The sequence below is a fragment of the Bradyrhizobium sp. BEA-2-5 genome (assembly GCF_032918025.1).
GTDB lineage: Bacteria > Pseudomonadota > Alphaproteobacteria > Rhizobiales > Xanthobacteraceae > Bradyrhizobium > Bradyrhizobium pachyrhizi.
Map to the genome: position 1 here is coordinate 7,093,828 of NZ_CP136629.1, position 21,944 is coordinate 7,115,771.

Sequence of the window (21,944 nt, forward strand, 5' to 3'; positions counted from 1 at the left end):
CCCCCTAGCCCCGACGATTGTCCTGAGCTGCGCCATCCCCTTTACGGGTGAGCCGCTTCGCGGCCGTGACCGCCGCATGCGCAGCAACGGCAAGACCGGCAACGCCGGCCGCCACCATGCCGATCTGATCGGCGTTCTTCTCGATGCCGAACTGCTTGATGTTGGTGAGACGATCGTAGAACGAGCCCTTGTCCCAGAAGCCGTCCTCCGAGCAGCCGATGCAGCCGTGACCCGACTGGATCGGGAAGGACACGCCGCCGTTCCAGCGCACGGTCGAGCAGGCGTTGTAGGTGGTCGGCCCCTTGCAGCCCATCTTGTAGAGGCAATAGCCCTTGCGCGCGGACTCGTCGTCCCACTCCTCGACAAACTGGCCGGCGTCGAAATGCGGGCGCCGGTAACACTTGTCGTGGATGCGCTGCGAGTAGAACATCTTAGGCCGGCCCTGGCGGTCGAGCTCGGGCAGCTTGCCGAAGGTGGTGATGAAGGTGACGACGCCGGTCATCACTTCGGCGATCGGGGGGCATCCCGGCACCTTGATGATCGGCTTGTTCGTTATCACCTTATCGATTGGTACAGCCCTCGTCGGGTTGGGATTGGCCGCCTGCACGCAGCCCCATGACGCACACGTGCCCCAAGCGATGATCGCCATGCAATCGTCCGCCATCGACCTGAGCTTTTCCACGAACGGCTTGCCGCCATCAATGCAGAACATCCCGCCTTCGTTCAGCGGCGGATTGCCTTCCACCGCGAGAATATACTGGCCTTTGTGCTTGGCGCGGGTCTCCTCGAGAATGGCTTCGGCCTGATGGCCCGCAGCTGCCATGATGGTGTCGTCGTAGTCGAGCGAGATCATCGACAGCACCGCATCCTTGACCAGCGGATGCGCGGAGCGGATGAAGCTCTCCGAGCAGCAGGTGCATTCGAGGCCGTGCATCCAGATCACGGGCACACGCGGCTTGGTCTCGAGCGCGTTGGCGATGCGGCTCGCCGCCAGCGGGCCGAGGCCGAGGCTCACGGCCGTCAAACTGCAGAATTTGAGGAAACTGCGACGCGTTATACCCTGACGTCTGATCACATTGTAGAACGTTTCTGTTGCCGCGCCCATCGTCCCTCCAGTGATCTGTGATCAGTTGACGGCTATGACAAATTGCTGGCGTTCGGATAGCAAGAAGCAGGCCAATCGCACTGCCGTCTGACAGATAGAAGCCGTTCTTCTGTTAAGTTGAGATTGCTGAACCCAGCATGAGCCGGCGAGCCATTCGACCTCGCATCCGGATAATAGCGCTCACCGCCAGCGCCAACGCCTGCACGAAGGTCAATGCCACAAAACGCACGAATGCCCGGTAATGCCCCCATGGGAGGCACTCGGTCGTGAGCTCGGGGGAAGGCACGTCATGCTCGAGCAGATGTTCAAGGCCTGTACGAGATAAGCGGCGCCACTGACCGGCCAAACCTATGTCTGATTTGAAACGCCGATGTGCGGAACCGCACCAACCAACATGATCATCCCGCCCCCCGGGGACGAAGGGTTGACTTGTCAATCGTTCGGTGCGGCCTGCAACGCTTTCACGTGCGGCACGCCGATTGCTGAAATAAGAAGCTGCAGTTGAAGATGCCGCACACCTCACCTGTTCAGGACTTCACGAGCCTTGCTCGGTTGATCCTGACGGATCGACGTTGAAGCTAGGCAAAATTGCAGAATACGGCCTCGAGAAGCGTCGCTCCGGCGCGGCCTCTGCCCGAGGCAGTCGCGGACTGGTTCGACGGCGAGGTGGAGGTGTGTGGCCGCCTGGCAGACCTTCACTGATAAGCCGGGCGCCCAGGAGTATGCACGCTTCCTCGACAGGCTGCAGCACACCCTAAACTACAGCAATGGCCAGGAGTAGACCAGGCGACTGTGAGGCGAACACTGCCAGAAGCATAAGCCCCGCTCTGCTTCCGGCCGCGGCGGTCCAGACGAAACCACGACTATTGTCGTAGAAGGCATTGTGACGAGCCTAGACCGCGTCCGGGCGATGCAGCATATCGACCGTGATGGTGCCGCGGGCGCGCGAGACACATGCGCAGATCTTCTCGTTAGCGCGCTTCTGATTCTCGCTGAAGAAGACGTCACGATGGTCGACCTCACCGTCGATATGGACGAGGTCGATGGCGCAGACGCCACACTCGCCGCGCCGGCAATCCGAGATTACCTCATAACCAGCCGCTTTGAGCGCATCCAGCATCGAGCGATCGCGCGGAATCTCGACCTCAATACCCCGATCCGCGAGGCGCACCCGGAAACCTTCGGTCGGCAGCAGGCCGCTCGAACCGAAGGTCTCGTAGCGCAGGTCGGCCAACGCACGCCCCGCGCTGGTCCAGGCCCGGCGCGCGGCATCGAGCATCTGCATCGGGCCGCAAAATAGGGTCATGGCATCGGGCGGCAGCGAGGCGAACAAGGTGTCGAGATCGAGCCGGCGCCCTTCATTGCCTGCATGGACGACGAGGCGCTCGTTCAGCAAGGTGGCCAGAACATCCAGATAGACAGCACCTTCGCGCGAACGCATCGCGTAATGCAACGAGAATTCGGCTTTGCGGCGGTCGAGCGCCTGTGCTGCCCCAATCAACGGCGTAATGCCGATGCCGCCGGCGATCAGGCAATAATGCCGGCGCGACCAGTCGATCGGTAGCAGCGAGGTTGGCAATGTGATGGTCAGCCGCGCCCCGGGCGCGAGCGACCACATGTAGCGGGAGCCGCCGCGGGAATCCTCGGCGCGGCGCACCGCGATACGGTAGCCGGCGCGGTCGGCTTCGCCGATCAGCGAGTAGGACCGCGTCTCGGGGCGGCCATCGACGGTGACGGCGACATCAATATGACTGCCGACCGGGTAGGCCGCACCGTCAAAAATTTCCGGCCTGATCAGGAACTCGCGGATCGAGGAAGTCAGATCGCGGGTCGCAATCAGGGTTGCGGGAGTCCAGGTCTCGATGAAACGCATGCGTTCCTCCTTTAATCGCCTGCGGTCCTGATGAGTGCCAGCCCCGGCAGCAGGTCAAAATGCGTTTTATTCTTGAGCACCAGCCGCAAATTGCGCGACGCTAGCCGCGCGTGCTCACGCATGATCGCCTCAGCCCGCGCACCCTCGCGGTTTTCGATAGCGTCGATCACGACACGGTGTTGATCTTGCGCAATCAAGAGCGTCTCGTGCGCCTGCGGCAGTTCTGATTGGGTCATCACAAAGCCGCTCGGTGAGGCAAACGGCAGCGCGGACGCGCGATCGACCTGCCGGATCAGGGGCGGGCTGCGCGACAATTCGGTCAACAGCGCATGAAAGCGCGCATTCAGCGTGACGTAGGAGGAGAAGGCCTCGATCGAGATCCGATCCTGCTGCACTAGGCCGTCGATTTCGTCGAGACATCCTTTCAGCGGCTCGAGATCGCGCGACGAGACCCCGCGCTCGGCGGCAAAGCGCACGGCCAATCCCTCCAGCGTGCCGCGCAGTTCGATCGAGTCCAGGACATCTCGCTCGGAGAACGCCTTCACCGTGAAGCCGCCGGAAGGGATCGCTTCCAGAAGCCCTTCTTCCTCCAGCCGAACCAGCGCCATTCGCACGGGGGTGCGCGAGGCGCCGGTCGTCTCTACCGCCTGCAATTCGGAAATCCGTTCGCCAGGCCGCAAATCGCCCGACAGGATCAGATCGCGCAGGCAGAGCTGCGCACGCACGGTCTGTGAGACGGAGCGATCACTGTCTCGCTCAGCCATGCCCTACTCCGCAGCCTGCCGATGTTGCGGCGGATTCTCCGCCTCGATCATGCGATCAATCAGGCGGCGCGCCCACATCGCTCCCGCATCGATATTGAGGTTGTAGAAGATCCGATCGGGGTTTTCGTCGATCGCGCGCTGCTGCGCCTCGAGAATGAACTCGTCCTCGCGGAAGATGCTGGAAACGCCTTCGCGCAGTTCGGTGGTCAGGCGCTGTTCGCCCAACCGATAATTGCGCACGAATGCCCAGAAATAGTGGCAGCTCGTATCCGTCTCAGGCGTGACGGTGTTGAGAACAATCCCGTTGACGCCGGCCGAGCGATCGCCTTCGGGCGCGCCGGTGCCGGCGGGCGCAACACCGACGTCGATATTGATCGTGCACGGCGCCGCGAAACGAATGATTTGCCAGCGGTCCACCGGGCCCGACTTTTGCAGTTGCTTGGCCCAGAATGGCGGCGGATTAATCCCCTTCATCCAGCGTGTCACGGTGGCAGTCATCTCGCCATGAGTGACGTCGAATGGCGCTTCAGCGATGGCGGCATTGCCGATGCTGGCGCCGTGCACGAAGGTTTCGTGCGTCAGGTCCATGAGATTGTCTACGACCAAACGGTAGTCGCATTTGAGGTGAAGGGTCTTGCCGTCGCCAGCCCAAGCGGGATCGTCGTTCCAGTGCATGTCGGGCACCAGCGCTGGGTCAGCCAGCGCCGGATCGCCCATCCACAGCCAGATGAAGCGATGGCGCTCGATGACAGGATAGGCACGCACGCAGGCGGAAGGGTTGATGGTTTCCTGCGAAGGCATGAAGGTGCAGCGTCCCTGCGCATTGTACTTCAGGCCGTGATAGCCGCAGACGACGGTGTCGCCTTCGAGCCGGCCCTTGGACAGCGGCACCAGGCGATGCCAGCAGGCATCCTCCAGCGCGGCCACCGAGCCGTTGCTGCGGCGGTACATCACGATGTGCTTGCCGCAAATCGTGCGCGGCAATAGCGCCTGTTTCACGTCGGCGTCCCAAGCGGCGGCGTACCAAGCATTCATCGGAAAACAGTGACCCATTCGCTCGCTCCTCCCTTACTCTCCGTGGATACTCACAGTATACATTGGCGAAAGTGTGTAACGAGCATGAGGATAATGTGCCTTGAAATTGATAATTTTAGCGGTGATATTGATACTTCTGATAAAAACGCTGTATACATAGATCCGGAATATGCAATCGAGCGCATTCAGGAAGCGGGAAGCTGGCCCACCCCTTTGGCGATCTTTGCTCTCGCGAAGACGCGCAAACCGCTCGTCGAGCCGCTAGCCGGTAAGCAACGCCACCCGGGCGCTGGGTCCTTTGCGAGCCGGGGACTGGCTCGCACTTCAGCTCGCCGACCGTCGTTTTGATCACGTAGAGCGTGGCGATCTGTTCGAGCGCTTCGATTGCGATCGGCGCATTTCCGAACGCACCGCGCGCTCCGCCTACCGGCCACCTCACCTGTGACTGTGACCTACTCTTTGCCTTCCGGTCACATACGACTAGGCCTGCGGATTCTTATCTTTGAGGTTGAATCGCTTCACTTGCGTTACAGCCCGCGCGTACGGGTTTCGCGTCGCATCGTGCCCATCTCGCGCCAGATGTCATCGTCTGCGCGCCGCGATCAGCGACGTTCCTGGCCCGCATATGGGCGCAGCACCGGATGCTTCTTGGCCGGCAGCACGGTCCCCTTCCCGGGGTCAGACGTCGACGTCTTGGCGCCGAGGTCGGCCCAGGCTTTCAGATCGTCTAGGGCGTAGACGACACGTCCGCCGATCTTCCGATACGTCGGTCCAGTACCGTAGGTGCGGTGCTTCTCCAGCGTGCGCCCCGAGAGGCCAAGATAACGCGCGGCCTCCGATGTGCGCAGGAAACGCGGTGATAGGCCGCCCATCGTATTAGGCATTTGAAACCTCCAAGGTGACCAGCGCGCTGCGAAAGACGGCGCTAGCGTGCATGCGGTCATCATAGAGAAGCGCGCTCTTGGAGGGGGATAGCGAACATTGAGGAGGCAATTTTCGACATCCCTAAACAGGAAGGGCTATTTGTCTCGGCGCCGCCCGCGCCAGAGGGGTCCAAACGGCATGCGAACTTGGAGGCGGCATCAACTGTCGATTTGGCGGAAGACGCTTCCGCGGCCTGGTGTTCGAATTACCAACGAGGATTTGTGAAATCGTGATACTGCGTTGCTGAACCGTGGGTCGGAGATTGCCGGAACCCCGCGCACCGTGTAAACGGTGCCCGCCACCGTTGCCGGCCGCGCCACGCGGCCCGGAAGGCGGCGGGGCCTGTAGCTCAATGGTTAGAGCCGGCCGCTCATAACGGTCTGGTTGCAGGTTCGAGTCCTGCCGGGCCCACCAAGAGGGTCAATAATGTGCGGACTACGATAGAGTGACTCGATTCCCGAATAAGAGTGACTCGATTCCCCGGCTTAAGAGTGACTCGATTCCATACCTCTCTGATATGTTTCACTAAATCCGCCTCGATTTTTTTGTCCTGATTCTGAGCGCGAAAAAACCGAGGGGGTCTCTTCCCTTCGGGCGGCGCTGCATTCGCATCAATACTCGCCCAGCGCGAAGACGAGCGAATTCCGCACGGCACATCTTCACCGATCTCGATTTCGTTGCGGATCTGATAGTGTGGTTTAAGGGTTGAGGCTTAGGCGGGCCGCCTTCCCCCGAGGACCGCCGTTCCGCTAAAGCCAAGGAAAGATCTTCGAGAAGGGATTTTTGGCGTGGCGGTCTTCGCCGAACAAGACGAGCTCCATCTCGCTGGGAGTGAGGGCCAGGCGGTGTAGAACTTCGCTGTTCGCGGCCACTGCGTGCAGTTTAGATAGGCTCAAAAGGATTCGTTTATTGAGATCCCAATACCCCGCCGAATAGAAATGCGGAAGGTCGCTGACGAGCATCGACTCAGCGGTTCGCGAGAGCTCCGCACGGATGATTACGGCACGAAGCTCGGGCAGTACAGTCGAGATCAAGTTCCAGCTCTGTGCGGATCCTTCGTCGATCGCGGTCCTGAGCAAAGCGGCCTGCATCGTCGTACGCTCGTCGCCTTGAGCGTCGTCGACCATCTCGGACAGTCGTTGCGCGATCTCTGAGCTGCCCTTCGTGAGGTAGCGCGGGTAACGGAGAATCGACAGGGCGGCGGCGAGTTCCTTCGTAGACTTCAGCCGAGGCAGCCAGTCTGTCGCTAGGATCGTTGCAACGCGATGAGACAGGCGACCCGGCCACGATGTATGGAGCCTGTTCTCGCAGTAGGCCTCGACTGCGCATTGAAAGACGAACTCGGCACGCGAGGAGATCATTGCGTCTTCCAAATCGCCCATGTCGCGCCGGAGCATCTCGTTCATCACGACGCGAGCCAAAGAGACGGACGAATCGCCCTTCATCAGCCGCGCTAGGACATCGTTCGAGACAAGCGTGAGAGTGTCCGCGTCGACCAGGTCTTCGCGCGCGAGCAGAACGTCAGCGAACAAGTCATTCGGGTATTCCGTCATGATGGACGACTTGTCAGCCAGCGCGACGATGGCTCCGTGGATTTCATCCTTCCACGGTGACATGGCCTTTTTGTTCGCCGCGTAATAGTGAGCGACGGCTCCGATCTCCCGCGAAGACAATTCCTCGAGCCGAGCTCCCACCTGAGCGGGTGTCGGACTTTCTGGAAGTGCCTCTGAAGTCAGAAGCTGTAAGAGATCGACGGCGGAGATCGGCGCGACCAGGCGTGGCGAGCTCGGGCCTATTCCGAGGATGTCGCGCTTGAGCACCGCTCCCTCTGATGGGTCCGGAAGAGCCCGAAAGATGTCAAAGGCTGCATCCGACGAGATGGCGTCAACGCCGTCGGAACGCAGATATAGATCTACGATCATCCGATACTGACGCCGAGAAGCCGAGATGTCGCGGCCGTAGCGCCACAAAAAGCGCCGTAACGGCGTCACCTTGTTAAGCGCAGCGTCGGCAGCCGCGAAGGAAACCCATCTTTCGCGGCTGATCGAAGGCGCCTCGTCAAGCGGAGCGACTTGAACGCTGTAGTCGTTCTGCTCCGCTCGGCGATTTTCGTTCAATGATGCCGTGCAGAACGAGAATGAAGCTCTGAGACGCGGCCATTGTTGGGACCACACGGCTAGAACGGCATTCTCGATCTCGTCAGGTTCGCCGCTGTCGGGCGAGAGCGTGGCTCGCCCGCCGGTATAGTAGCCGGATATGATTTCCGATATCAGATGGACGCTGGCAGGCTCAACGAACGATGAGAACGAGATGTCCAGCGGGTCTCCATAGGAGGACGTTTCGCTCGCGACAGGGCGACGGAAAAACGGCAGGACTTCCGAAAGTGACGGGATAGAAGCCGAGATCTTCGGGCCCAACAGAAGCACATGGCTCCAAACGCAACCGGGACGCGGCATCTCTGGGGCGGCCCAAGTCCGGAACAGGGCGTATTTTCGCGATTCCGGCAGCGGGAGGCCCGACAAGTAGCTGTCCCGTTCACTCAGGCGGGCTCCGCTGGCAAGATCGCTCGCGGAGCTGAGAAGGTACAGGTCCTTCGGCGGCAAACGCACAGACGATGCGATCTGTCGGTGGCCGTCGGCATAGCCGAACAGAGCCTGGTCGATGCTATCGCGTGTGGCGGCGCTCAAGCCGCGGACTCCAGACCTGCCAGCCAAAGCAACGGCCGGGTAAGGTCGTGCTCCGCGACCTCAGGTCCAACAATACGGATCCGATTGCTCGCTGGCACTATCGCAAGGAGCTTCTCGCGATCAGGACCGGGGCCATCCTTCTTCTTCGACAGCCGCCCCCCTTGTGCCGAAACGCCGTAGACTCTCAGATCGAGGATGCCTTCCGAATTTGCCAGGTACTGCGCAAGGAGAGGATAGCGGTCCTTCAACCACTTCTCGGCGTCCGCACCGCCGTCCGGCGCCAGATCCCACGCGGAGATCACCAGAGCGACCTTCATCGGCTTCGCCTCGAAAGGCGGCCGCTGCAGACACTGAAGTAGGTCCACTAGCTGGACTTGCAACGGAGCTTTCTCCGGCTCCCAATGGTTCGGATCCGCCGCCGGTTGAGTTGTTTCCTCTTCCACGTCGAATGCGTCCAGGATAGTGACCGCGTCCTCATTCTTCCGACTCGCGCTGAGGAACAGCAGCATGCCCTCGGCGTTCCTGACGAGTTCAACGAACTTGACGGGGCAATATCTCGTCGCGAAGGCTTGCTCGAGCGTCTCGCCCGACAGATCGTCGAACTCCAATGTCATTTCGCCGCCCGACGCCGCGTGCAGCAGGTTCACGCGGATGTTCTCGACCTGCTGCAGCTTCGTGCGTTCGACCTCGTAGCCTTCGGCCCACGATCCCGAGATCTCCTGCAAGTAGGTGAAGTCGCCGACGTGCTTCCCTTTGATCAGTGCCGTTGGGATTTCCTCACTGTCGACCAGATGCCACAGGGCCGCCGCGAAAGTGGTCTTCCCGGATTCCTGGATGCCGAAAACCATGCAGCGCGTATCCATCACGAAACTCCCGCGATCTTCGACAGCAACCGATCAATCTGCCGAGGCGCGCCGGCGACGGGCCGCGGCGCAACGTCGGGAAGCCCTTCGGGCTCCGTCCATCGCTGAACCAGATCGTCGAGGCCAACGATTCCGACCGATCGCTCCGCCTTCGGCAGCGCGCAGATTTCATGCGAAGAAATCGCGAGTCCCTTCATGGCGAAATCGGACACAACTCGAGCCTGGAAGTCGTTCTGGAAGTCTATGGCGGCTGGATCGCTGCCGCGCGTAATGTCCAGCTTCGTCGAGAGGATCTCGACGGCGCCGGCGCGATCGAGGGCTCCGTTGTCGTGAAGAGCGTTGATCATTTGACGAAAATTCCGGGTGTAGGCGGTTCGATCGTCCTTCGATGCGAGTCGCCCGCCATCGAGCAGGAAGCAGACCCGCTCGGCCAATTTGAATTCATCCAGCGTTCCGATGAGATCGGTGGAGGTCCGGGCGGCCGCATAGGTCTCTCCGGACCGGTCGGCGATGACCAGGTCGACGACGTCCCTGCGGCTGCGCGCGAGCGCGAGGTGGAAGAACGCCAGCGGGTCACGCCTACTCGTCCGGGGCACTGTCGGCGAAGCGCGGCCGGAATTCAGCATAGCGAACGCCTGAAGCTTGGCGAAGCCGAGCAGCGTCTCGCTGCCCGCGAACGTAAGTTCGGCAAATGGCCCATTGCAGAACATCGCATAGATCGAACACAGCAAAGTCGTCTTGCCGACCTTCTCTTCCCCGACGAGAGCCACCGTCCTCAATCGGCGTCGTCTCGACAGAGCGGAGTAATCCGCAAGCGACATCTTGTTGCTGGCCCAAATTTGTATCGGCGGGACGGTCCTGGGCTCTTCCGGCTCGTTGAGTTCTTCGATCGGCTCGGCATCGGCCGCATAATTCTCGCAGCTCTCGACCGGATCGCGGCCGAGCGCGCACTTTCCGTCAATCTGGACCTTGCAACCGGTGTGACTGCAGATCGGCGCTGGGGCGTTCATCAGTTCAAACCGCCATACGTGATCAATGCCCGCTCGCGATACGCCTGGATGCCGAGTTCGTAAGGCGACATCTTCATGTTGGCGATCTGCGGAACCACCCTGGAGAATTCCGTCTCCCAGCTCGCGCCGAACTGAGCCACGAACTGGACCGCCGCGTGAACCGGGAATAGCGGCTTGGAAGTGGCGGGGATGTCGACGAACAGCTTTCCGGCATCTTCCTGAGTGAGTGACTTCAGCGCGGCCTTCAGGCTCGATTTTCCGTCGGCCTCCGCTCCCGAGATTCTCCGCAAGATGCCATGTGCACCGAAAGGACCAGGCAACTGTCGAACCATTGCACCGAGTTCGATGCCGGACACGACCATATTCAGCCCCGCCGGCATCTCCGTGCGCGACCTCCCGAGCATTTCGTGCCAGTCGCCGATGCACCACCAGAGCATATCGACCTCTTCCGCGAGCCGAACGACGTCGCTACGCGTTAGATCCAGCGGAGCCCTGACGTTTTCGGACAACGTTTCGATCGCTTCTTCGGTCGACGCGATGATGGCGTCGAACACCGGCTTGGCGGCGGCTCCGGTGAGGGGATTGCCGTTATTGATTTTCTCAACCTCTTCCGCAATCGTGCTCAACTCCGGCGCCTGGGCCAACTTGGATCCGTCCGATACGCGATGGCGCCGCACCGCTGCGTGAAAGGCGGCGTTCGCTTCGCGCGTGAGAATGTTGTCGTCCGCCGATGTTCGTCGCCCACAGTACGAAGCCGTGATGACCGCAAGTGGCGAGTACGATCCAGGACCCGGAATCCTTTTCCTAAGCAGCAACGCTGCCATCCTCGCTGCATCGACGGCGTCCTTCCTCAGCACAAAGTGCGCATCAAACTCCTTGATGGGGGCCTCGAACCAATCAGTCGTGGGAAGCGGTTCCACTTGATAAGCCAAGCGGCAGAGATCATAGATGTGGCCCATGGTCTTGATCGCCGCAAGAAGCTTCTCGAAGCTCTTCAATCTAAGATCGATAACTTCACGAGAGGCGCTGGCATCGAGATCACGGTACGATGCGATGAAGTCGAAGTTCGCGGTCATCAGAGCGTCTCCCCTGCCAATGTCCTATCGATCAGGCGGTCCATTTCGGAAAGGACGCCTAGCGTTTCGCTTCTTTTTACGGCGGCGACGACCAGTTCGTAGTCCTTCATTTCCCGGTCGCCCGGCCTGTCCAGATTCAGCAGCGTGATCACGCGCCGCTGTTCGTGCTCCTTCAACTTGAACAGCTTGATGGTCACGTTCCTAATGGTCGGCGGCGGCTGCGGGGCTGACGTCGTCATGGTCGGGGACTCCAGCACTGGCGCACTCACTTCCGTTGTCGCAGTCTCGGCGGTGATTTTCGGCGCCTTCCAACCCGGCAGATCGTAGGAATTCTCCCAGACCGGTTTTCCATTCCGATCGGGGATGGCGAGGAAATCATTCGTCTCGAATTGACGCACCCACACCTTGACGACAAGCTTACGCTTATCATCGGCCCCATCGACCGTCACGTCGATCCAGTTGTAACCTGGCTTCCAGTCGCGCTCGTCCCGGTCCGGGTGCATCGCGCCGGCGCGGATCCTCAGGAAATATTTTCCTTCGTCAACGCGCCGCGTGTGTTCGTGGCCGAACAGTTGTATCTGCGCTATCCTCTCGCACCGATCCTGGAAGTCCCGGCCGTTCTTGAGCCATTCGAACGGGTGATGCGCCATCACCATATGGCAGACGCCGTCCTCTTCCTCGATCTGACCGGCGGCCGGATCAATCAGCATGCGTTCTTTCGCATCCGTGACGTCGGACACCAGTACAGTGTTGAACCCCCAGAGGCGCAGCGTCGAACCATCGTTCAGGGGTAGATCGCGTCGGGCGAACGGGCGCGCGGCAAGATCTTCTGCTCCGTCGTTGTCAATATAGGGCTTCAGCAGGCACAAGAACTTTGCCGCGAACCTGTTGTATTCCTGAATTGGCCCAAAAATCACGCCTGACGCAAGCTTGCTGCGCAACCATTGCCTGAGATAGCCGTTCACGTCCTTTGCCGGCGTGCCGCGGAGGGCTTCGCGAGCCATGCTCTGCGCGATGTCCTTCTCGGCGTTCCTATCAACGTCGTGATTGCCGGGAATCACGAACACGTCATCGATCTTACATCCAGCCTCCGGACAAAGCTTCTCTTCGAGCCATGCGTAGGCAAAGGCGTACTCCTCCGCACGACCGGCGAAGGCGATGTCTCCCGTCAGCAGGATGCCATCCGCCGGCCTGCCGATCTCTTTCCGCATCCGCCGCACGTCGCGGATAATGTCGCTGCGCAACGCGAGGTTCGGATCGTCCGGCTGCCCGATTTCGGTCTTTTTGAAATGGATGTCAGAGAGGTGCACAAAGAGCATTTCGGTGGGGATTCCAGTTTGGGCGAGACCTGGCGGCGCTCGCGCCGCGCCAATCACAGGCGTTCTCGCTTTAGCCTACCTTGCGAACGTCCCACGCGTTGTGCTCCGCGGCAAGCGCAATCGCAGGTCCCGATCTGCGTTTCCACCACATTGTGGAGCTATACCGTTGACATTATGGGTTTTATTGCTGCTACCCCGTTCCGGATGAAGCGGCAAGTGCTCCCAACGGATTTGGATCGATTGCTTCCTGTTCCAGGTGTCGCACACCGGATCCGGATGCCAACCAGTCCGCCAGTTCGCGGATTGCGCTGTCGGATCGCGCGATCGACGCCAAGCTCGGATCCGCATCAGCGGGCTGGCCCGCTCTCTCGGCCAGCTCCCTACTCATCAGGTGCGGACGAGGCCCGCGGGGCAGGTTCTCCTCCAGGTATCTGAAAATGCGCACACCGCCAGCGTCCACGTCGCCCCAGTGAAGGAACGGCACCTCGGCCGGCACGTTCGCCAGGACCTTGGATAGAAGCTCGATGACCCCCGCCGCGGGGAAGCCGCCGGTGTACACGACCAGGCTGCCGTCTTCGATCTCGCGAACCTGCCGATTGAAGCTCGCGTAGTTCTCGATCGTCAGGATAGCCGTCGGCGCCTCAAGCAGCGAGAGTTGCGGCAGCATCTCCGGATGAATCGACGCGAACGGCTTGGCGCCACCATCGACCAGGCGACCACCAGCTCCCTGAACTGCAACCGGCCCCTTCAGATGAACAGGATGGCTGAATCGCTCGAGTCCGATGTGCGCCCAGACGACGTCGGCTGCAGCGCCCGGCTGGCCGATTTGAACCGCGAGAACGGCAGCGAGCCGCGAAGCGTGCCGATCGAACGCCTTGGTATCGTTCGCGGCCTTTTGGGAGAAAGTTCGCGCGTCCAAGCCTCTGGCCTCCTGCCTCGAGATGGACGCCAACAGTGTGAAGAACTCCCTTGCGGCATCGGCCTGGCCGGCCGCCAGGCGATAGGCAGCCTCGCCGCGCGCCCACCTGGCCGTCATCTCGTCCAATAGGGTGGCGACCCACGGTTCTCCGGCCGCTGCGACCGGAAGCAAATCCTGTCTGACGCGCTGCGCGGTCGCCGGCGCAGTCGGACGTCCGAGATGTCTGGCGAGAAGTTCAGGGTCGCGAACACGGACCCGCTCGATCAAGTGGCTGCGATCCCTCTTGCCCCCCTGCACCTCGACCGCGCCGAACCTAGCCGCTGCCGCGATCAGATCGTGGAAACGGCTCACTTGCTGCGCGGTCGAGAGCCTGTCGTACTCCGGAGCCGCAGAAGCCGGCCGGGTGCGATCCGGATTGCGCTCGCTCCGCTCCAGCAGCCGTTCGAGGAACTCGACGCCGAGATCTACTGTGCGAACGTCGGTCATTCCGTAGCCTGGTCCCGCGGGGCAGCCTCAGCCTTTTCGGCGGCCATCAACTCGGATTTGAAAACGTCAAAGCCCTTGCGGTACGGATCGATCGCGACGATCGCGTCGCGGGCCTTCTCAGTCAGGAACTCGGTGTCGATCATGACCTGATTCGGGTGGTTCGACACGCCGATTCGGCTGGATGCAACGATTATACCCTGAAAAATGCAGGGCGGTTTTTGACCACTTGGAAAGTTGCTTTTTTGCCGATTACCGATTTTTGGTAAAATGCCAACGGCTTGCGCTGTGAATAAATCAACGAACAACGCCATTGACATTGAATAACTTTTTTCCGTCGAAACGACCATCGCGAACATCATCGCAATCATCATTGACGGCGAATCGCAAATCACCGCTCCATGGGCAAAACGGAGCCGCCATGAACCATTTCATCCGTGCTCGACCGCCCAGGCCGTTGGGCCACTGTGCGTGGACCGCCCTACACCGAGCCTGCGGCTAGGATTTATTGAGCGCCCGTCGGTCAGGATCTTAGCTCCGCTCCGTGCCTGCCCCGAGCCAATAGCTCGATTTCGAGTGGCGCAAAGCGGACGGACGACAACAAAGCAAAGGACCCCGGGGTGACCGGGGCCATAAACTGGTGCAGCTCAGTTATTCCCCATCGAGGCGGGTGGCGGCCCCTGATGATGCCGGCATCATCATCGTCATATCGATGAGCAGCAGCATGCTGATCACCATCATGGTGCCGCTGATGATCGGCGGCGCCGGATATGCCGGAGCCGTTGTGGCCGACCTGGCCGCTAGGCTCGCGCAGCACCATCTTTCTTGGCGAAAAGAGGCGCCGCGCTGTCCACCACCTCTTTCGGAAGCATCCTCAATTGCTCTGCATCGAACGGGAGGTGAGTAAGATAGTTCGCCACCAGAGCGCCTACGGCTTCAGCCTGCGCTGCATCTCGTTGGCGTTTGAGCGCCTCCCTGTCCGCCCGACGGGACAGCCAGAGCTTATGGGCGGCCCAAACCCGCGGATCCGGAGCTACGATGCGTACCGGTTCGCCCTTTTCGTCGATCGCGACCGCCTCGAACGCGGGAGCATTCTGCAGCCAATCAAGTCCTTCGATTTGCACGGCGGTCAAATCTTCCGGGTCCGAGCCGATTTTGTCTGGAGCCTTCTTCCAGGGTGGGCTATGCATCGGCTTAATCAAATCGACGAGATAGCCGTCCCGGTTTACAGCGCGGAACGTCTGCTTGGCGCGTTCGAAGCTGGTGTCCACTCGCTTGAGTATCTTCATGAGCGATGACTCAGAGACGTCGTCGTCTGCGACGAACGTAAGCCCGCCGCGCGCGTCGAACAGCAGATCGATGTCTTCCGTCGTGGCCAAGCCCGGATCGAGTCTGACGCCCGAAGAGGCCTCATAACCGTAGATCGCGTTGGTCCCGAGAATCCGAATCCCAGAACCCAACATTCCGAAGCCGTCGAGAGCGCGCATGATCCGGGCTCCAATCAACGGAACGCGGCCCAAGCCGAGCGCACGATTGACCGCGGCTTGTCGATCCATGGTATCGCGCAAGTTCTTCACACGGTCTTCTGCAGCAGCACGTTTAGCTTCGAAGTCCGCCTTCATCTTTTCAGTTTCGGGCGAACGCGCGCCGAGCGAGGCTTGCTTCCTGAGGCCCGCCTTGTCGTAGTAGCTCCGGACGAGGTATTCGCGGCCTTTCGACACCATCCAGGTCAGGGAACCCCGATGGGCATCGTAGGCCTCCTTGGCGTCCCTCAAGGCCTGGAAGCGTTGCTGGCTATTGACCACCTCGCGACGTTGGTCGTTGTTAAGCTCTTGAAAATCCATGGTTTCAACAATCCGACCTGATTTTTGACCTTGGTGTTGAAACGATTTTTATCATTTCAAATCAACAGCTTCAACAGTTCCACCTAAAATAGCACCGAACTGTTGAAACCGGGAACTCGCAGTCACCTCGCGACCCGCCTCCATCGAACCACCGATCAAGCGCACGCCGATGCGCCCGAGCGTGCCGATGGCGGCGGCGTAGAGGCCGAGCCCCATGCCGACGCCGAGCAGCAGCCAGGCCACTGACATGGTCCAGACCGAGTTCGACGCGCCGAGAAGCGCGAGCCCTGCGGCGAGAACGACGTTTGACGCGCAGAGCACCTGCCGGCCCCCGACACGGTCGATCTGGCGACCGACGCGAGGGCCGAGCAGTCCGGAGATCACCAGCGACCCCGAAAAGGCGGCGAAGAACCAGTTGCTCGAGATGCCGAGATCGCGGGCGATCGGATCGGCCAGGATGGGCGGGCAGATAGTAGCTAGATCCCCACGCCAGTGTCTGCGCAGTGCCCAGCGAGATGATGGCACCAAATCGACCGCGATCCACGTACATCCCCATGTTCGGCGGCTGCTATCACGCGACCGCGCCTGCTTTTCGTTCGCCCTTGCGAGCCCAAAGGAGCGCCAGCGGCCCCACCGAAATTCCGGCGGCGAGCACCACGAAGACCAGCAGCCATCCGGTCGGGCTTTGCGGCCCACCGGCGTGATCCAGCGCCAAGCCCGTTCCCCAAGCGCCCGCGGCCGAAAGTCCGAAGCCGACGGTGGAATGAAGCGCCAGCGTGGCGCCGCGATGCTCACGGGTGGCGGCCGCCGACATGCCGGCGGTCAGCGCGCCGGAATCCGCAGGCACCGTCAGTCCGTAGGCAAGGAGCAGGATTGCGAGGGCCCAAGCGGGCGCGCTCACGCTCGCTCCGAGCAGCAGTGCCACCGCGGCGGAGATAACCATCACGACCGTGATCGCTCGATGACGGCCGAACTTCAGGGCCGCCTCGTTGCCAAGAACGCTGGCGGGCATCGAGAGGATCGCGAAGACGAAGCTGACCGCGACGGGCGAAAGCCACGAAGGAGCGCCCTGATGGCCGATCACGAAGGTCCAGAATCCGACCAACCAGGTCCGGATGCCATAGAGCTCGAAGCAGTGCGCCCCGTAGCCGAGGATGTAGCCGAGCGCCTCGCGGTTCGCGAAAACCGGCTTGAAATCCAGGAGGCGCCCTTGCTTCGGCTCGGGCAGACGCTCGTCCATCAGGAGGCATGCGATCACCATCGCGACGGGTCCGACGCCCGTCACGACGAATGCCCAGCGCCAGCCCCATCCGTCCGCGATGACCTGCGCCACCAGAAAGGAAAGCCCGACTCCAAGTGAGAAGCTCGACGTGTACAGCGTGACCGCCCGCGACGTGTCGCCGGTCGGCAAGCGATCGGTGAGCGCCTTCAAGCCGGGCATGTAGGCGCCAGCAAAACCGATGCCCGCCAAAGCCCAGATGACGGTACCGGACCAGAAGCCTTGCGCGAGCACACCGAACGCGACCGTCGCCAGTCCGCTGACGATGGAGCCACAGAGTAGCACCAGACGCGCATCGATCCTGTCGGTGAGCGTCGTCAGCATGGGGACGGCGAGCATGTAGCCGAAGGCATAGCCGCTCGCCATGAGGCCGCCCTCCGCAGCGCTCAGCCCCCAGGCGGGCATGAGATGCTGCGCGAGGTTGGCGGAGAGAGCGACGTGCGGCAGCAGATTCCCGATCTGTCCGAGGCACATCGCGACGATCAGCGATCGGCCTTCCAGGCCAGTGCTTCGGCCACTCATCGTCGCGCCCCGCCGATTACGAACATCCGCATCCGGCGGCGCCGGCCTTCTTCGCGCTCTCATCAGCCGCGCAGCAGGCAGATGCGTCTCGCTTCGCGGGACCTCCGCAGCATCCGGATGCGCCGACGCTGCCCTCGACTCCGCCGCGCGTACAGACGCCGGTCTCCGGCAATTCGAGCTCGACGCGTTCGGCGGCCTCTCTGTCGCCGGCGATGTCGGCCGCGATGGAGCGGACCTGTTCGTAACCGGTGAGCATCAGGAAGGTCGGGGCGCGCCCATAGGCCTTCATGCCGGCCAGATAGAAGCCCGGCTCGTCATGCGCCAGTTCGCGAGCGCCGTGAGGCCGCACCGTTCCGCAGCTATGCTCGTTGGGATCGATCAGCGGCGCAAGTGCGACGGGCGCCTCGATCGCCGGGTCGAGCCGAAGCCGCATCTCGCTCAAGAAGCCGAAGTCGGGACGGAAGCCGGTCGCGACCACCAGTTCGTCGACGACGATGCTGCGTCCGCAGCAGGCGGACGACGTCGCGACCCGAAGCCGGCCATCGGCCTGCGTGACGGCCGCGACCGGAAAGCCGGCTTCGACCTGCACCTGACCCGAGGCGACGAGTGACGCGAAGCGGGCACCGAGCTCGCCGCGGGCTGCCAGCTTGTCGTTCGCCCCGCCCCCGAAGCTTTTCTCAGGATTGCCGCTGCGAAGCAGCCAAATTGGCCGTGTCCCCGACCCCTGCTGCGCGAGGGTGACCAGATCGGTCAGGGTGCCGATGGCCGAGTGACCACCCCCGAGCACGGCGACGGTCTTGCCGGCATAGCGCGCGCGGTCCTTGCCGAGCACGTCGGGCATGTCGTAGGCGATCTTCGCCTGCGCCTCGCGTTCGCCGATCGCGGCCAGGCCGCCGGCGCCGGCCGGATTGGGTGAGGCCCACGTTCCGGACGCGTCGATCACGGCGTCTGCCCGCAGCGTCTCCGGGCCCTTGCCGTTCTGATAACGGAGTTCGAAGGGCGCCTGCTCGCGGCCCCTGGTCTTCGCCTTGTCGAAGCCGACGCGGCTGATCGCCGTGACGCGGCTCGACGTCCGGATCAGGTCGCGCAGCGCGGTCTTGGTCGCCAGCGGCTCGATGTAGCGCTCGAGGAGCTCGGCCCCGGTCGGGTAGACGTGCGGGTCCGGCGAATTCCAGCCCGTCGGCGCGAGCAGGCGCGCCGCCGCCTTGTCGACGTTGTATTCCCACGGCGAGAAGAGCTGGACGTGCCGCCACCGCCGCACCGAGTGGCCGGCTTCGGGTCCTGCCTCCAGCACGACCGGCGTCATGCCTCGCTCCATCACGTGGGCCGCAGCCGCGAGCCCGACGGGACCCGCGCCGATGATGGCTACCCTCTTCGCTTCGCTCATGGCGTATTCTCCCATGAAACTAGAATGATCGAAATTAGGGGCCCGCGAAGACTACGCGGCGCTCTTCGTCTCCTTGCATGCGGCCTCGTCGGCGCAGCACTCGGCGACGAGGAAGTCGACCAGCTCGCGCATCGTCCCGTAGTTGGCGTGGCAGACGAGCGTCGTGGATTCGCGGACCTGCGTGATGAGGCCCACCGTGACCAGGGTCTTGATGTGATGCGAAAGCGTGGATGCGGCGATCTTCAGTCGATCCTGCAGCTTGCCGACGGGCATGCCGGGCTCGCCGGCGCGGACAAGGGTCCTGTAGATCTTGAGGCGCGTCGGGTTGCCCAGAGCTTCGAGGTGGGCTGCGGCGTCGTCGAGCTTCATAACGGTCTCACGACGGATTTGTTACGCTGCTCCTACCATAATTCCAGAATCTTCGAAATACAAGCCCCTTTTCGTTGACCCCCGGACAATACTTCGATAAGTCTCGACAGGTCGAATTTGAGGGGAAGCGCCATGAACGACCGCGTTTACAACGTCCTCTTCCTGTGCACCGGCAACAGCGCTCGCTCGGTCCTCGCAGAGTCCATCATGCGGAAAGATGGGCGAGGTCGCTTCTGCTCGTTCTCCGCCGGTAGCCAGCCGAAGGGGCGCATCAATCCGTTCGCCCTCAAGGTCCTCGAGCGGGAGAACTACCCGACCGACGGGATGCGCTCGAAGAGCTGGCTCGAGTTCGCCGCGCCCGATGCGCCGGTGATGGATTTCGTCTTCACCGTTTGCGACAATGCCGCCGGTGAATCCTGTCCGGTCTGGCCGGGTCAACCGACGACCGCACATTGGGGCATCGAGGACCCGGCCGCGGTCGAAGGCACGGACATCGAGAAGGAAGCTGCATTCTTCGAAGCATTCCGGTATCTGAAGAACAGGATAGGTGTCTTCGTCAGCCTGCCGCTGCGCGGCATCGACAAGCTCTCCCTGGGCACCAAGCTGCGCGAGATCGGCCGCATGGACGGAGCTACGACCCCTCACCCAAAGGCAGGCTGATGGATAAGTTCGATCTCTCCCGGCGGCTGGCCGCGGAAGCCCTCGGGACCGGCATTCTCGTCGCCACCGTCGTGGGATCCGGCATCATGGCCGAGACCCTGACCAAGGACGTCGCGCTCGCTCTCCTCTGCAACACGCTGCCGACGGGCGCGATTCTCGTCGTGCTGATCACCATTCTCGGACCGATCTCCGGCGCCCACTTCAATCCGGCCGTCACCCTGGTCTTCACCGGCAAGCGCGAGCTTCCACCGCAGGAAGCCGTGCTCTACGTGATCGCTCAGATCGCCGGCGGCATCGCCGGCACGATGGCGGCTCACCTGATGTTCGCTCTGCCGCTGATGGACTTCTCGTTGAAGGTCCGCACGGGCGGCGCGCAATGGTTCGCCGAAGCCGTCGCCGCCTTCGGTCTGGTCGCCACCATCCTCGCCGGCATCCGTTTCCAGCGGACGGCCGTTCCCTGGCTGGTCGGCCTCTACATCACCGCGGCGTACTGGTTCACCGCTTCGACCTCGTTCGCCAATCCGGCGGTGGCGATCGCCCGCTCGCTGACGAACACCTTCTCGGGCATTCGCGCGACGGACCTGCCGGGTTTCATTCTCGCCGAGCTGGTCGGCGCTTTCGCAGGCATGCTCCTGATGAACTGGATGCTGGGGCGGCCGAAGGCGCGCGGCCCGGTACCGATCGCGGAGATACCACGATGACCGTCACGATCTATCACAATCCCGACTGCGGCACGTCCCGCAACACCTTAGCCATGATCCGCCAGAGCGGCGAACAGCCGGCCGTCATCGAGTACCTGAAGACGCCTCCGAGCCGCGAGAAGCTGGTGGAGCTGATCGCGGCCATGGGCATACCGGTCCGCGCCCTGCTGCGCGAGAAAGGCACGCCATACAAGGAGCTGGAACTCGACGATCCGAAGTGGACCGACGACGCTCTGCTCGATTTCATGATCAAGCATCCAATTCTGATCAACCGACCGATCGTCGTGACGCCCAAGGGCGTGAAGCTGTGCCGGCCGTCGGAAGTCGTGTTGGACATCCTGCCCAACGGGAAGATCGGCCGGTTCGTGAAGGAAGACGGTGAAGTAATTGATGCCTGAGCTACCAAACCTGCCGAACCTCTCGTCCGCCGTATCGCTTCCCGATCTCTCGCGTCTAAGACCGGTACCGTCCACCCACAAACCGCGGATCCTGCTGCTGTACGGATCCTTGCGTCAACGCTCCTTCAGCCGCTTCGCGGCCGAAGAAGCTGCGCGCCTGCTGGAGGCATTCGGCGCCGAATGCCGGATCTTCAATCCGTCCGGGTTGCCGCTGCCGGACGACGCGCCGGCGGACCACCCGAAGGTCGCCGAATTGCGGGAACTGTCGGCCTGGTCCGAGGGACAGGTCTGGAGCAGCCCGGAGCGCCACGGCAGCATCACTGGCATCATGAAGGCCCAGATCGACTGGATCCCGCTGGCGATCGGGGCCGTGCGCCCGACCCAGGGCAAGACCCTCGCCGTCATGCAGGTGAGCGGCGGCTCGCAATCGTTCAACGCCGTCAACCAGCTCCGCGTGCTCGGCCGCTGGATGCGCATGATCACGATTCCGAACCAGTCCAGCGTAGCGAAAGCCTACGAACAGTTCGACGACGCGGGTCGGATGAACCCGTCCCCGTACTACGACCGCATCGTCGACGTGATGGAAGAACTGATGAAGTTCACGCTGCTGACGCGCGATTGCTCGGCCTACCTCACCGACCGATACAGCGAACGCAAGGAAGAGGCGACCAAGCTGCAGGAACGGCTCGCCTTGCAGAGAGCTTTGTAAAGCCGGCCGGCCCCGAC

At 62.1% G+C, this 21,944-nt stretch carries 21 protein-coding genes, 1 tRNA gene and 1 pseudogene; 6 read left to right on the forward strand and 17 right to left on the reverse strand.

What is annotated here, in order from left to right; genetic code table 11:
* Positions 1 to 4: 4 nt before the first annotated feature.
* The gene (locus RX327_RS33080) at positions 5 to 1,105 is read right to left on the reverse strand and encodes a hydrogenase small subunit (protein ID WP_317248383.1); all 1,101 of its coding nucleotides are present in this window, start codon (positions 1,103 to 1,105) and stop codon (positions 5 to 7) included.
* A gap of 676 nt (positions 1,106 to 1,781) precedes the next feature.
* On the opposite strand from RX327_RS33080, the gene RX327_RS39415 reads away from it, so the two are divergent.
* Positions 1,782 to 1,886 carry an NEL-type E3 ubiquitin ligase domain-containing protein gene (locus RX327_RS39415; protein ID WP_410712106.1) on the forward strand — a complete coding sequence of 35 codons (105 nt, stop codon included), beginning with the start codon at positions 1,782 to 1,784 and terminating at the stop codon, positions 1,884 to 1,886.
* A gap of 111 nt (positions 1,887 to 1,997) precedes the next feature.
* Here RX327_RS39415 and RX327_RS33085 read toward each other — a convergent pair whose 3' ends face one another.
* The 4 genes from RX327_RS33085 to RX327_RS33100 all read right to left on the reverse strand — a co-directional run bounded on the left by RX327_RS33085 (position 1,998) and on the right by RX327_RS33100 (position 5,661).
* Positions 1,998 to 2,978, reverse strand: coding sequence for a PDR/VanB family oxidoreductase (locus tag RX327_RS33085; protein ID WP_317248384.1), 981 nt, complete (start codon positions 2,976 to 2,978; stop codon positions 1,998 to 2,000).
* A gap of 11 nt (positions 2,979 to 2,989) precedes the next feature.
* Entirely contained in the window at positions 2,990 to 3,742 is a 753-nt protein-coding gene (locus tag RX327_RS33090; protein WP_283088425.1) for a GntR family transcriptional regulator, read from the reverse strand.
* Between the two features lie 3 nt (positions 3,743 to 3,745).
* Positions 3,746 to 4,795, reverse strand: a complete 1,050-nt coding sequence (locus RX327_RS33095) for an aromatic ring-hydroxylating dioxygenase subunit alpha (RefSeq protein ID WP_317248385.1) — start codon at positions 4,793 to 4,795, stop codon at positions 3,746 to 3,748.
* A 584-nt stretch (positions 4,796 to 5,379) separates the two neighbouring features.
* Positions 5,380 to 5,661 (reverse strand): helix-turn-helix domain-containing protein, encoded by a 282-nt coding sequence (locus RX327_RS33100; protein ID WP_317248386.1) that lies wholly within the window; start codon positions 5,659 to 5,661, stop codon positions 5,380 to 5,382.
* A 378-nt stretch (positions 5,662 to 6,039) separates the two neighbouring features.
* Between RX327_RS33100 and RX327_RS33105 the strand changes: the two genes are divergently transcribed.
* A tRNA-Ile gene (locus RX327_RS33105) sits at positions 6,040 to 6,115 on the forward strand.
* A 335-nt stretch (positions 6,116 to 6,450) separates the two neighbouring features.
* Here RX327_RS33105 and RX327_RS33110 read toward each other — a convergent pair.
* The 12 genes and pseudogenes from RX327_RS33110 to RX327_RS33165 form a co-directional block, all read right to left on the reverse strand.
* The gene (locus RX327_RS33110; RefSeq protein ID WP_317248388.1) at positions 6,451 to 8,388 is read right to left on the reverse strand and encodes a hypothetical protein; all 1,938 of its coding nucleotides are present in this window, start codon (positions 8,386 to 8,388) and stop codon (positions 6,451 to 6,453) included.
* On the reverse strand, positions 8,385 to 9,251 hold the full coding sequence (locus RX327_RS33115; RefSeq protein ID WP_317248390.1) for a hypothetical protein: 867 nt from the start codon (positions 9,249 to 9,251) through the stop codon (positions 8,385 to 8,387). Before RX327_RS33115 ends, RX327_RS33110 begins: the two co-directional genes overlap by 4 nt.
* Positions 9,251 to 10,261 (reverse strand): TRAFAC clade GTPase domain-containing protein, encoded by a 1,011-nt coding sequence (locus tag RX327_RS33120; RefSeq protein ID WP_317248391.1) that lies wholly within the window; start codon positions 10,259 to 10,261, stop codon positions 9,251 to 9,253. Before RX327_RS33120 ends, RX327_RS33115 begins: the two co-directional genes overlap by 1 nt.
* Entirely contained in the window at positions 10,261 to 11,337 is a 1,077-nt protein-coding gene (locus RX327_RS33125; RefSeq protein WP_317248392.1) for a GTPase-associated system all-helical protein GASH, read from the reverse strand. The genes RX327_RS33120 and RX327_RS33125 overlap by 1 nt, the downstream gene beginning before the upstream one ends.
* A complete protein-coding gene (locus tag RX327_RS33130) occupies positions 11,337 to 12,656 on the reverse strand; it encodes a metallophosphoesterase (protein ID WP_317248393.1) in 1,320 nt (439 codons plus the stop codon). Before RX327_RS33130 ends, RX327_RS33125 begins: the two co-directional genes overlap by 1 nt.
* Positions 12,657 to 12,846: 190 nt before the next feature.
* Positions 12,847 to 14,061 (reverse strand): Wadjet anti-phage system protein JetD domain-containing protein, encoded by a 1,215-nt coding sequence (locus RX327_RS33135; protein ID WP_317248394.1) that lies wholly within the window; start codon positions 14,059 to 14,061, stop codon positions 12,847 to 12,849.
* Entirely contained in the window at positions 14,058 to 14,432 is a 375-nt protein-coding gene (locus tag RX327_RS33140) for a hypothetical protein (protein ID WP_317248395.1), read from the reverse strand. The genes RX327_RS33135 and RX327_RS33140 overlap by 4 nt, the downstream gene beginning before the upstream one ends.
* A gap of 426 nt (positions 14,433 to 14,858) precedes the next feature.
* The gene (locus RX327_RS33145) at positions 14,859 to 15,902 is read right to left on the reverse strand and encodes a nucleotidyltransferase domain-containing protein (protein ID WP_283088435.1); all 1,044 of its coding nucleotides are present in this window, start codon (positions 15,900 to 15,902) and stop codon (positions 14,859 to 14,861) included.
* Positions 15,903 to 16,049: 147 nt separating this feature from the next.
* Positions 16,050 to 16,452, reverse strand: a pseudogene (locus RX327_RS33150) (MFS transporter); the annotation flags it as partial.
* Between the two features lie 21 nt (positions 16,453 to 16,473).
* On the reverse strand, positions 16,474 to 17,655 hold the full coding sequence (locus tag RX327_RS33155; protein WP_283090675.1) for an MFS transporter: 1,182 nt from the start codon (positions 17,653 to 17,655) through the stop codon (positions 16,474 to 16,476).
* A 64-nt stretch (positions 17,656 to 17,719) separates the two neighbouring features.
* Positions 17,720 to 19,090, reverse strand: coding sequence for an NAD(P)-binding domain-containing protein (locus RX327_RS33160; RefSeq protein ID WP_317248396.1), 1,371 nt, complete (start codon positions 19,088 to 19,090; stop codon positions 17,720 to 17,722).
* A gap of 51 nt (positions 19,091 to 19,141) precedes the next feature.
* A complete protein-coding gene (locus RX327_RS33165; protein ID WP_283088437.1) occupies positions 19,142 to 19,459 on the reverse strand; it encodes an ArsR/SmtB family transcription factor in 318 nt (105 codons plus the stop codon).
* Between the two features lie 132 nt (positions 19,460 to 19,591).
* Here RX327_RS33165 and RX327_RS33170 point away from each other — a divergent pair, with 132 nt between their 5' ends.
* The 4 genes from RX327_RS33170 to arsH are packed head-to-tail and all read left to right on the forward strand — an operon-like array spanning position 19,592 to position 21,927.
* Complete coding sequence (locus RX327_RS33170; protein WP_317248397.1) at positions 19,592 to 20,119, forward strand: arsenate reductase ArsC; 528 nt, start codon at positions 19,592 to 19,594, stop codon at positions 20,117 to 20,119.
* Positions 20,119 to 20,820, forward strand: coding sequence for an MIP/aquaporin family protein (locus RX327_RS33175; protein ID WP_317248398.1), 702 nt, complete (start codon positions 20,119 to 20,121; stop codon positions 20,818 to 20,820). Before RX327_RS33170 ends, RX327_RS33175 begins: the two co-directional genes overlap by 1 nt.
* Positions 20,817 to 21,218 carry an arsenate reductase (glutaredoxin) gene (gene arsC / locus RX327_RS33180; protein WP_283088441.1) on the forward strand — a complete coding sequence of 134 codons (402 nt, stop codon included), beginning with the start codon at positions 20,817 to 20,819 and terminating at the stop codon, positions 21,216 to 21,218. Before RX327_RS33175 ends, arsC begins: the two co-directional genes overlap by 4 nt.
* The gene (gene arsH, locus RX327_RS33185) at positions 21,211 to 21,927 is read left to right on the forward strand and encodes an arsenical resistance protein ArsH (RefSeq protein WP_283088442.1); all 717 of its coding nucleotides are present in this window, start codon (positions 21,211 to 21,213) and stop codon (positions 21,925 to 21,927) included. The genes arsC and arsH overlap by 8 nt, the downstream gene beginning before the upstream one ends.
* Positions 21,928 to 21,944 lie beyond the last annotated feature (17 nt).

Bases quoted from the DNA above. Each gene is read 5' to 3' on its own strand.
- RX327_RS33170 (WP_317248397.1), top strand. From the start codon at position 19,592: ATGAACGACCGCGTTTACAACGTCCTCTTCCTGTGCACCGGCAACAGC.
- RX327_RS33100 (WP_317248386.1), bottom strand. From the start codon at position 5,661: ATGCCTAATACGATGGGCGGCCTATCACCGCGTTTCCTGCGCACATCG.
- RX327_RS33130 (WP_317248393.1), bottom strand. From the start codon at position 12,656: ATGCTCTTTGTGCACCTCTCTGACATCCATTTCAAAAAGACCGAAATC.
- RX327_RS33165 (WP_283088437.1), bottom strand. From the start codon at position 19,459: ATGAAGCTCGACGACGCCGCAGCCCACCTCGAAGCTCTGGGCAACCCG.
- RX327_RS33095 (WP_317248385.1), bottom strand. From the start codon at position 4,795: ATGGGTCACTGTTTTCCGATGAATGCTTGGTACGCCGCCGCTTGGGAC.
- RX327_RS33115 (WP_317248390.1), bottom strand. From the start codon at position 9,251: ATGGATACGCGCTGCATGGTTTTCGGCATCCAGGAATCCGGGAAGACC.
- arsC (WP_283088441.1), top strand. From the start codon at position 20,817: ATGACCGTCACGATCTATCACAATCCCGACTGCGGCACGTCCCGCAAC.
- RX327_RS33125 (WP_317248392.1), bottom strand. From the start codon at position 11,337: ATGACCGCGAACTTCGACTTCATCGCATCGTACCGTGATCTCGATGCC.
- RX327_RS33085 (WP_317248384.1), bottom strand. From the start codon at position 2,978: ATGCGTTTCATCGAGACCTGGACTCCCGCAACCCTGATTGCGACCCGC.
- RX327_RS33175 (WP_317248398.1), top strand. From the start codon at position 20,119: ATGGATAAGTTCGATCTCTCCCGGCGGCTGGCCGCGGAAGCCCTCGGG.
- RX327_RS33145 (WP_283088435.1), bottom strand. From the start codon at position 15,902: ATGGATTTTCAAGAGCTTAACAACGACCAACGTCGCGAGGTGGTCAAT.
- RX327_RS33155 (WP_283090675.1), bottom strand. From the start codon at position 17,655: ATGTGCCTCGGACAGATCGGGAATCTGCTGCCGCACGTCGCTCTCTCC.
- RX327_RS33160 (WP_317248396.1), bottom strand. From the start codon at position 19,090: ATGAGCGAAGCGAAGAGGGTAGCCATCATCGGCGCGGGTCCCGTCGGG.
- arsH (WP_283088442.1), top strand. From the start codon at position 21,211: ATGCCTGAGCTACCAAACCTGCCGAACCTCTCGTCCGCCGTATCGCTT.
- RX327_RS33140 (WP_317248395.1), bottom strand. From the start codon at position 14,432: ATGATGATTGCGATGATGTTCGCGATGGTCGTTTCGACGGAAAAAAGT.
- RX327_RS33135 (WP_317248394.1), bottom strand. From the start codon at position 14,061: ATGACCGACGTTCGCACAGTAGATCTCGGCGTCGAGTTCCTCGAACGG.
- RX327_RS33080 (WP_317248383.1), bottom strand. From the start codon at position 1,105: ATGGGCGCGGCAACAGAAACGTTCTACAATGTGATCAGACGTCAGGGT.
- RX327_RS33090 (WP_283088425.1), bottom strand. From the start codon at position 3,742: ATGGCTGAGCGAGACAGTGATCGCTCCGTCTCACAGACCGTGCGTGCG.
- RX327_RS33120 (WP_317248391.1), bottom strand. From the start codon at position 10,261: ATGAACGCCCCAGCGCCGATCTGCAGTCACACCGGTTGCAAGGTCCAG.